At 73.6% G+C, this 7,248-nt stretch carries 8 protein-coding genes; all 8 read right to left on the bottom strand.

Features of this window, described 5'->3' with window-relative positions:
* Positions 1 to 113: 113 nt before the first annotated feature.
* The 8 genes from nusB to aroC all read right to left on the bottom strand — a co-directional run bounded on the left by nusB (position 114) and on the right by aroC (position 6,920).
* The gene (gene nusB, locus ACFQ79_RS26550; protein WP_266963945.1) at positions 114 to 551 is read right to left on the bottom strand and encodes a transcription antitermination factor NusB; all 438 of its coding nucleotides are present in this window, start codon (positions 549 to 551) and stop codon (positions 114 to 116) included.
* A gap of 2 nt (positions 552 to 553) precedes the next feature.
* Entirely contained in the window at positions 554 to 1,120 is a 567-nt protein-coding gene (gene efp, locus ACFQ79_RS26555) for an elongation factor P (RefSeq protein WP_073914630.1), read from the bottom strand.
* Between the two features lie 49 nt (positions 1,121 to 1,169).
* Positions 1,170 to 2,282, bottom strand: a complete 1,113-nt coding sequence (locus ACFQ79_RS26560; RefSeq protein ID WP_383587877.1) for an aminopeptidase P family protein — start codon at positions 2,280 to 2,282, stop codon at positions 1,170 to 1,172.
* A 163-nt stretch (positions 2,283 to 2,445) separates the two neighbouring features.
* Entirely contained in the window at positions 2,446 to 3,282 is an 837-nt protein-coding gene (locus ACFQ79_RS26565; RefSeq protein ID WP_383587954.1) for an AAA family ATPase, read from the bottom strand.
* A 398-nt stretch (positions 3,283 to 3,680) separates the two neighbouring features.
* A complete protein-coding gene (aroQ, locus tag ACFQ79_RS26570; protein WP_383587880.1) occupies positions 3,681 to 4,127 on the bottom strand; it encodes a type II 3-dehydroquinate dehydratase in 447 nt (148 codons plus the stop codon).
* Positions 4,124 to 5,221: a 3-dehydroquinate synthase gene (gene aroB / locus ACFQ79_RS26575; protein ID WP_383587883.1), complete on the bottom strand. Its 1,098-nt coding sequence runs from the start codon at positions 5,219 to 5,221 to the stop codon at positions 4,124 to 4,126. Before aroB ends, aroQ begins: the two co-directional genes overlap by 4 nt.
* Positions 5,218 to 5,739 (bottom strand): shikimate kinase, encoded by a 522-nt coding sequence (locus tag ACFQ79_RS26580; protein ID WP_383587886.1) that lies wholly within the window; start codon positions 5,737 to 5,739, stop codon positions 5,218 to 5,220. The genes aroB and ACFQ79_RS26580 overlap by 4 nt, the downstream gene beginning before the upstream one ends.
* Positions 5,736 to 6,920, bottom strand: coding sequence for a chorismate synthase (gene aroC, locus ACFQ79_RS26585; protein WP_383587889.1), 1,185 nt, complete (start codon positions 6,918 to 6,920; stop codon positions 5,736 to 5,738). The genes ACFQ79_RS26580 and aroC overlap by 4 nt, the downstream gene beginning before the upstream one ends.
* Positions 6,921 to 7,248 lie beyond the last annotated feature (328 nt).

The raw sequence follows: 7,248 nt of genomic DNA on the forward strand, positions 1-7,248 counted from the left end.
CGGTTGCCTTCGCCCTCGCGAACGACGAGCCGGGGATACGCCGAAGGGGCCCGCAGCACGAGTGCTGCGGGCCCCTTCGACTGCCGGTGACGTCGGACAGGTCCTTGCGGGACTCAGACGTCCGTGTCCCGGCGCAGACGCGGCTTCAAGTCCTTGAAGCGCGCCAGCAGACCGTTGACGAAGGTCGGGGACTCGTCCGTGGAGAACTCCTTGGCGAGCTGCACCGCCTCGTCGATCGCGACCGCGTCCGGCGTGCCGTCCTCCCAGATCAGCTCGTACGCACCGAGGCGCACGATGTTCCGGTCGGCGACCGGCATCCGGTCGAGGTCCCAGTCCACCGCGTAGGTCGCGATGAGCTCGTCGATCCGAGCCACGTGGGACGCGTAGCCCTCGACCAGCTGCATGGTGAAGTCGTTCACCGGCGGCTGGCGGTCGTCCGACCGCGCGTGCCGGACCTGGTCCGCGAGAACCTCCTGGACGGAGGCACCGCGCTGGTCCGCCTCGAAGAGGATCTGGAAGGCGCGCTTGCGGGCCTTGCTCCGAGCGGCCACGGTTACTTGTTCACCCGGCCGAGGTAGTCGCTGGTGCGGGTGTCGACCTTGACCTTCTCGCCGGTGGTGACGAAGAGCGGGACCTGGATCTCGTGGCCGGTCTCCAGCGTGGCGGGCTTGGTGCCGCCGGTGGAGCGGTCGCCCTGGACGCCCGGGTCGGTGTGCTTGATCGTCAGCTCGACGGCCGCCGGGAGCTCGACGTAGAGCACCGAGCCCTCGTGCTGGGCGACGGAGGCGGTGAAGCCCTCGATGAGGAAGTTGGCGGCGTCGCCGACGGACTTGCGGTCGACCATCAGCTGGTCGTAGGTCTGCTCGTCCATGAAGACGAAGTAGTCGCCGTCCATGTAGGAGAACTGCATGTCGCGGCGGTCGATGGTGGCCGTCTCGACCTTCACACCCGCGTTGAAGGTCTTGTCGACGACCTTGCCGGACAGCACGTTCTTGAGCTTGGTGCGCACGAAGGCCGGGCCCTTGCCGGGCTTGACGTGCTGGAACTCGACGACGGACCAGAGCTGGCCCCCGTCGAGCTTGAGCACCATGCCGTTCTTGAGGTCGTTCGTGGAAGCCACGGTTGCGGAATCTCCTGGACTGACGTGGGACCGAGGATGCGTACGCGCCCTACAGCGCGAGCAGCTCCTTGGTCGTGATGGTGAGTAGCTCGGGTCCGCCGTCCGCCTCCTGGCGCACGACGAGCGTGTCATCGATCCGGACCCCGCCCCGTCCCGGGAGGTGAACCCCCGGTTCGACGGTGACCGGCACACAAGCGTCCAGTTTACCCATGGCCGAGGGTGAGAGCTGCGGGTCCTCGTCGATTTCGAGCCCCACCCCGTGCCCGGTGAGGGGTACGGCGGCCTCTCCGTGCCCCGCCGAGTCCAGAATCTGGCGGGCCGCCCGGTCCACGTCGCGGTACTCGGCGCCGGGCACCAGGGACTCCCGGCCGGCCCGCTGAGCGGCGAAGACGAGCTCGTACAGCTCGATCTGCCAGTCGGCCGGCGTCGTGCCGATGACGAAGGTGCGGCCGATCTCGCAGCGGTAGCCGCGGTAGTCGGCGCCGAGGCAGACGGAGAGGAAATCGCCCTCCTCGACCCGGCGGTCGGAGGGCCGGTGGCCCCGGCGGCCGGAGTGCGGACCGGTCGCCACCGAGGTCGGGAAGGCCGCCCCGTCGGCGCCGTGGTCGACGAGCCGCCGCTCCAGCTCCAGGGCGAGGTGCCGCTCGGTCCGCCCCACCAGGATCGACTCCAGGAGCTCGCCGAGCGCCTGGTCGGCGATCTCGGCGGCGATCCGGAGACAGGCGATCTCGTCCTCGTCCTTGACGATCCTCAGCTGCTCCACGGCGCACGCCAGGTCGGCCAGCCGCAGTCCGGGCACGACGGAGCCCATGGCCCGGTGCCGGGTCACGGTCAGATCGTGCTCCTCGACCGCCAGCGCGTCGGCGCCCGCCCGGCGGGCGAGGTCGACCGCGGCGACGGCCGGGTCTCCGCCCCCCGCGGGCAGGACCTGCCGGCGGAGAAGTTCGTCGAGCCGTCCGTCGGCCGGTTCGCCGGTGGGCGCGACCGGGCAGAGCAGCACGTCCGTGTCGGGCTCGGGCCCGACGAGGAGGACCGCGCCCGGGGGCGAACCGCCCGCGAGATAGCGGACGTTGGCGGGGCGGGAGACCAGGGCCGCCGGGCTGCCCGCGGCCGCGCACCGATCGCGCAGCCGTACACGGCGGTCCGCATACACCTCTGACATGCTCCGAGCGTACGAGCAGCGGGGCGCCGTGGCCTGTTCAGGACGGCCGACCGGGCGGGAACCCCCGCCGGGCCGTGGCCGGGCACCGCAGCCGTGGCCGGGCACCGCAGCCGGGCGCTGTGGCCGGGCGCCGTGGCCGGGCCTGCCGGGCCCGGCCCAGGGGTCACCAGGTGGGCGGGCTGGCGATCGCGCGGGCCAGGACGTCGTCGAGGACGCGGGCTGTGGTCTCGACGTCGTACGTGGAGTTGTCGATGATCGGCAGGCCGGAGCCGTACCAGCCCGCCATCCGGCCGTGGATGGCGGCGACCTCCTCGTCCGAGAGCCGCCGGTTGCCACTGCGCTCGGCGTTGCGCTCCAGGACGATCTCAAGGCCGGGCAGGAGCACCACGGGCAGCAGACCGGGGCCGACGTGGCGCTTCCAGCCGCCGAGGCCGACGACGGGCCGGTCGGGGAAGACGGCGTCGTCGACGATGCAGGAGATGCCGTTGGCGAGGAAGTTGCGCGCGGCGAAGCCGCAGGTGCGGCGGGCGAGCCGGTACTGCGCCTCGGAGTGCTCGTTCCACCCGGACTGCGGGTCGGCGAAGCCGGAGCAGACCCACTCGCGGACGTCGTCGAGGCTGATGTGCGCCGTGGGCACCCGGCGGCGCTGCGCCCAGTGCCGGGCGACGGTGGTCTTGCCGGCGCCCGCGGGGCCGATGAGCAGCACGGCGAGGGTCGCGGCCCCGGTACCGCCGCCGTGCTCCACGGCGGGCGCGAGCGGCGCGCTCACGGGCGGCAGGGGCAGGTGACCGGTGAGGTCGGCGCGCGGGGGCTGCCCGCCGGGATACTGCGATCCGCCCGGGTGCTGCGGACCGCCGGAACGCTGCGGTACGGCTCCGGAGCCGTACCGACCGGGCGTCCCGGGCCCTGCGGGAGGCGCGGCGTGCGGAGGCGGGGCGGAGTGCGGGGGCGGCACGGCGTGCGGAGGCCGGGGCGCGCCGCTCTGGACGGTCGGGTGCACACCGAGCCGGGATCCGGCGGGCGGACCCTGGTACGGGGCGCCGGGCGGAGGCGGCGGTATCGGCGGCAGCCCTCCCGGGGCACCACCGGGGGCGCCGCCGGCCGCGGCGGACACGGGTCCGGTGGGCGCTCCGGGCCCGGCTCCGGGTCCCTGGCCGGCCCCGTGCCCGGGGGCACCCCCGGGCACGGAAGGGGAATCTGGAACGGGTCCCGGGCCGGTGCCGGGGCCGGTCGCCCTGTCCGGTCGCTCCGACGGTGGCAGCGGACCCCCCACTGCGTGCTGCATCCGGTCCCACTCCGTCTCGTACGCCTGTTGTAGCCGGTGTATCCGGTGCGCCGGAACGTTACCGCCCCCGGCCCCCACAAGGGGAACGGCCGGGGCCTCCCCCTGGTGCCCTGTCAGCCGGTCAGTTCCTCGGCGAGCGCCCGCAGCGCCAGCCGGTAGGAACCGATCCCGAACCCGGCGACCGTCCCGGTCGCCACGGCCGCGACGACCGAGGTGTGCCGGAACTCCTCCCGGGCGTACGGGTTCGAGATGTGGACCTCGATCAGCGGCGCGGTGCGCTGGGCGGCCGCGTCCCGCATCCCGTACGAGTAGTGCGTGAACGCACCCGGGTTGATCACCACCGGGACCGAGCCGTCCGCCGCCTCGTGCAGCCAGCGGATCATCTCGCCCTCGTCGTTCGTCTCCCGCACCTCGACGTCGAAGCCGAGCTCCGCGCCGAGGGTCTTGCAGGACTCGACGAGCCCCTTGTAGGAGGTGGCGCCGTAGATGTCGGGCTCGCGGGAGCCGAGCCGGCCCAGGTTGGGGCCGTTGAGCACCAGTACGGGACGGGGCTCGCTCACGCGGACACCTCGCCGTACGCCGCGATCAGAACGGCCGGGTCGGGTCCCTCCAGGACGGTCGGCTTGCCGATCCCGTCGAGCACGATGAAGCGCAGCAGGTCGCCGCGGGACTTCTTGTCCACCCGCATGGTCTCCAGCAGCTTGGGCCACTGGTCGCCGCGGTAGCTGAGCGGCAGTCCGACGGACTCCAGGATCGCCCGGTGCCGGTCGGCGGTCGCGTCGTCGAGGCGTCCGGCGAGGCGGCCGAGCTCGGCGGCGAAGACCATGCCGACGGAGACGGCGGCGCCGTGGCGCCACTTGTACCGCTCGTTCTTCTCGATGGCGTGGGCGAGGGTGTGGCCGTAGTTCAGGATCTCGCGGCGGCCGGACTCCTTGAGGTCGCCGGAGACGACCTCGGCCTTGACCTTGATGGAGCGGACGAGCAGCTCCGCGGTGTGGGGACCGGCGGGCGTGCGGGCCGCCTGCGGGTCCTCCTCGATCAGGTCGAGGATCACCGGGTCGACGATGAAGCCGGCCTTGATGATCTCCGCGAGGCCGCTGACGTAGTCGTGCACCGGCAGCGAGTCGAGCGCGGCCAGGTCGCAGATGACCCCGGCGGGCGGGTGGAAGGCGCCGACGAGGTTCTTGCCCTCGGCGGTGTTGATGCCCGTCTTGCCGCCGACGGCCGCGTCGACCATCGCGAGGACGGTGGTCGGTACGGCGATCCAGCGGACGCCCCGCAGCCAGGTCGCGGCGACGAAGCCGGCCAGGTCGGTCGTGGCGCCGCCGCCGACGCCCACGATGACGTCGCTGCGGGTGAAGCCGGTCTGGCCGAGCGCCTTCCAGCAGTAGGCGGCGACCTCGGCGGTCTTCGCCTCCTCGGCGTTCGGCACCTGGATGGCGACCGCCTCGTAGCCCTGGTCGGCGAGGTCCGCGCGGAGCGCCTCGCCGGTGTCGGCGAGCGCCTCCGGGTGGATCACGGCGACCCGCTTGGCCTGGTTGCCGATGAGGGCCGGGAGCTCGCCCAGCAGCTGCCGGCCGACCAGCACCTCGTACGGATCCGTGCCGGCGCTGCCCGCGACGTGGATACGGGTGACTTCCTGGTCCGTCGTCATGCGTCCTTCTTCAGATCCAGTGCCGCGAGGACCGCGTCCGCGACCTCTTCGGGGGTGCGGTCGTCGGTGGTGACGACGGTCCGCGCGACTTCGGTGTACAGGTGGCGGCGCGCCTCCATCAGCTCGCGCCACTGACGGCGCGGATTGACGGCGAGCAGCGGGCGCGCGGTGTTCAGGCCGACGCGCCGGACCGCCTCGTCGACGTCCATCGAGAGGTAGGCGACGGGCAGCCCGGCGAGCAGGGCGCGGGTTCCCTCGTCGAGGATCGCGCCGCCGCCGAGGGCGAGGACGCCCTCGTGCCCGGCGAGGGCCGCGGCGACCGCGGCCCGCTCCAGGGCGCGGAAGTGCTCCTCGCCGTCCTCGACGAAGATGTCGGAGATCTCGCGGCCCTCGGCGGCGACGATGTCGGCGTCGGTGTCCCGGTAGGGCGCGCCGAGCCGTTCGGCCAGGAGCACGCCCACCGTGGACTTGCCGGAGCCCATGGGCCCGACGAGGACGACCAGGGGTCCGCCGGTCACCGGATGCGCAGGTTCTCGAGGTACGACCGCACGTTGCGGCGGGTCTCCGGGACGCTGTCGCCGCCGAACTTCTCGACGACGGCGTCCGCGAGGACGAGCGCGACCATGGCCTCGGCGACGATGCCGGCCGCGGGGACCGCGCACACGTCGGAGCGCTGGTGGTGGGCCTGGGTGGCCTCGCCGGTGACGACGTCGACGGTGGCGAGGGCGCGCGGCACGGTCGCGATGGGCTTCATCGCGGCGCGGACCCGCAGCAGCTCGCCGGTGGTCAGGCCGCCCTCGGTGCCGCCGGAGCGGCCGGAGGTGCGCCTGATGCCGTCCTCGGTCTTCACGATCTCGTCGTGGGCCTGGGAGCCGGGCACGCGGGCCAGCTCGAAGCCGTCGCCGACCTCGACGCCCTTGATGGCCTGGATGCCCATGAGGGCGGCGGCGAGCCGCGCGTCGAGACGCCGGTCCCAGTGGACGTGGGAGCCGAGGCCGACGGGCACGCCGTAGGCCAGCACCTCGACGACACCGCCGAGGGTGTCGCCGTCCTTGTGGGCCTGGTCGATCTCGGCGACCATCGCCTTCGACGCGTCGGCGTCGAGGCAGCGGACCGGGTCGGCGTCGAGCTTCTCGACGTCGGCGGGGGTCGGGTAGACGCCGTACGGCGCCTTGGCGGCGGCCAGTTCGACGACGTGCGAGACGATCTCGATGCCCGCGGTCTCCTTGATGAAGGAGCGCGCGATCGCGCCGAGGGCGACGCGGGCGGCGGTCTCCCGGGCGCTGGCGCGCTCCAGGATCGGCCGGGCCTCGTCGAAGCCGTACTTCTGCATGCCGGCGAGGTCGGCGTGACCGGGACGCGGCCGGGTCAGGGGGGCGTTGCGGCCCGTCTCCTTGAGCTCGGAGGGGTCGACCGGGTCGGCCGCCATGACCTTCTCCCACTTGGGCCACTCGGTGTTGCCGACCATGACGGCGATCGGGGAACCGAGGGAGAGCCCGTGGCGGACTCCGCCCAGGAAGGTGATCTCGTCCTGCTCGAACTTCATCCGGGCGCCACGCCCATAGCCGAGGCGTCGCCGCGCGAGGTGGTCCGCCACCAGCTCAGTGGTGACCGGGACGCCGGCGGGAAGACCCTCCAGTGTCGCGACCAGCGCGGGTCCGTGGGATTCCCCAGCGGTCAGCCAACGCAACCTGCTCAACGATGCTCCTCATGCTCGCGCCTGGGTACTGCGACGGCGCGACCGGGTGCGCGGCCCTGGCCCGCCATCCCTGATCCTCCCACGTCCGGGGGACGAACCCGTCCTCCGGTCCAGCTGTCGGACGCGGATCTCGCCGTTCTCGAGGTTCTCGGAGTCCTCGGCGGGGGCCCGCGGCGGCCCGAAAGGGCCGCCCGGGCCCGCGCCCCCCCCCCGGGGGGGGCCCCGGGGGGGGCGGGTCGCCGGGGGGCCCCCCCGTCACCCCCCCCCCCCCACGTCCGTGGGCGGGCGGCGGTCGACGGGCGCCACCTGCCCCGGCTGCGGTTCCGTC

Origin of the sequence: Streptomyces sp. NPDC056480, assembly GCF_042795405.1 — a bacterium.
GTDB lineage: Bacteria > Actinomycetota > Actinomycetes > Streptomycetales > Streptomycetaceae > Streptomyces.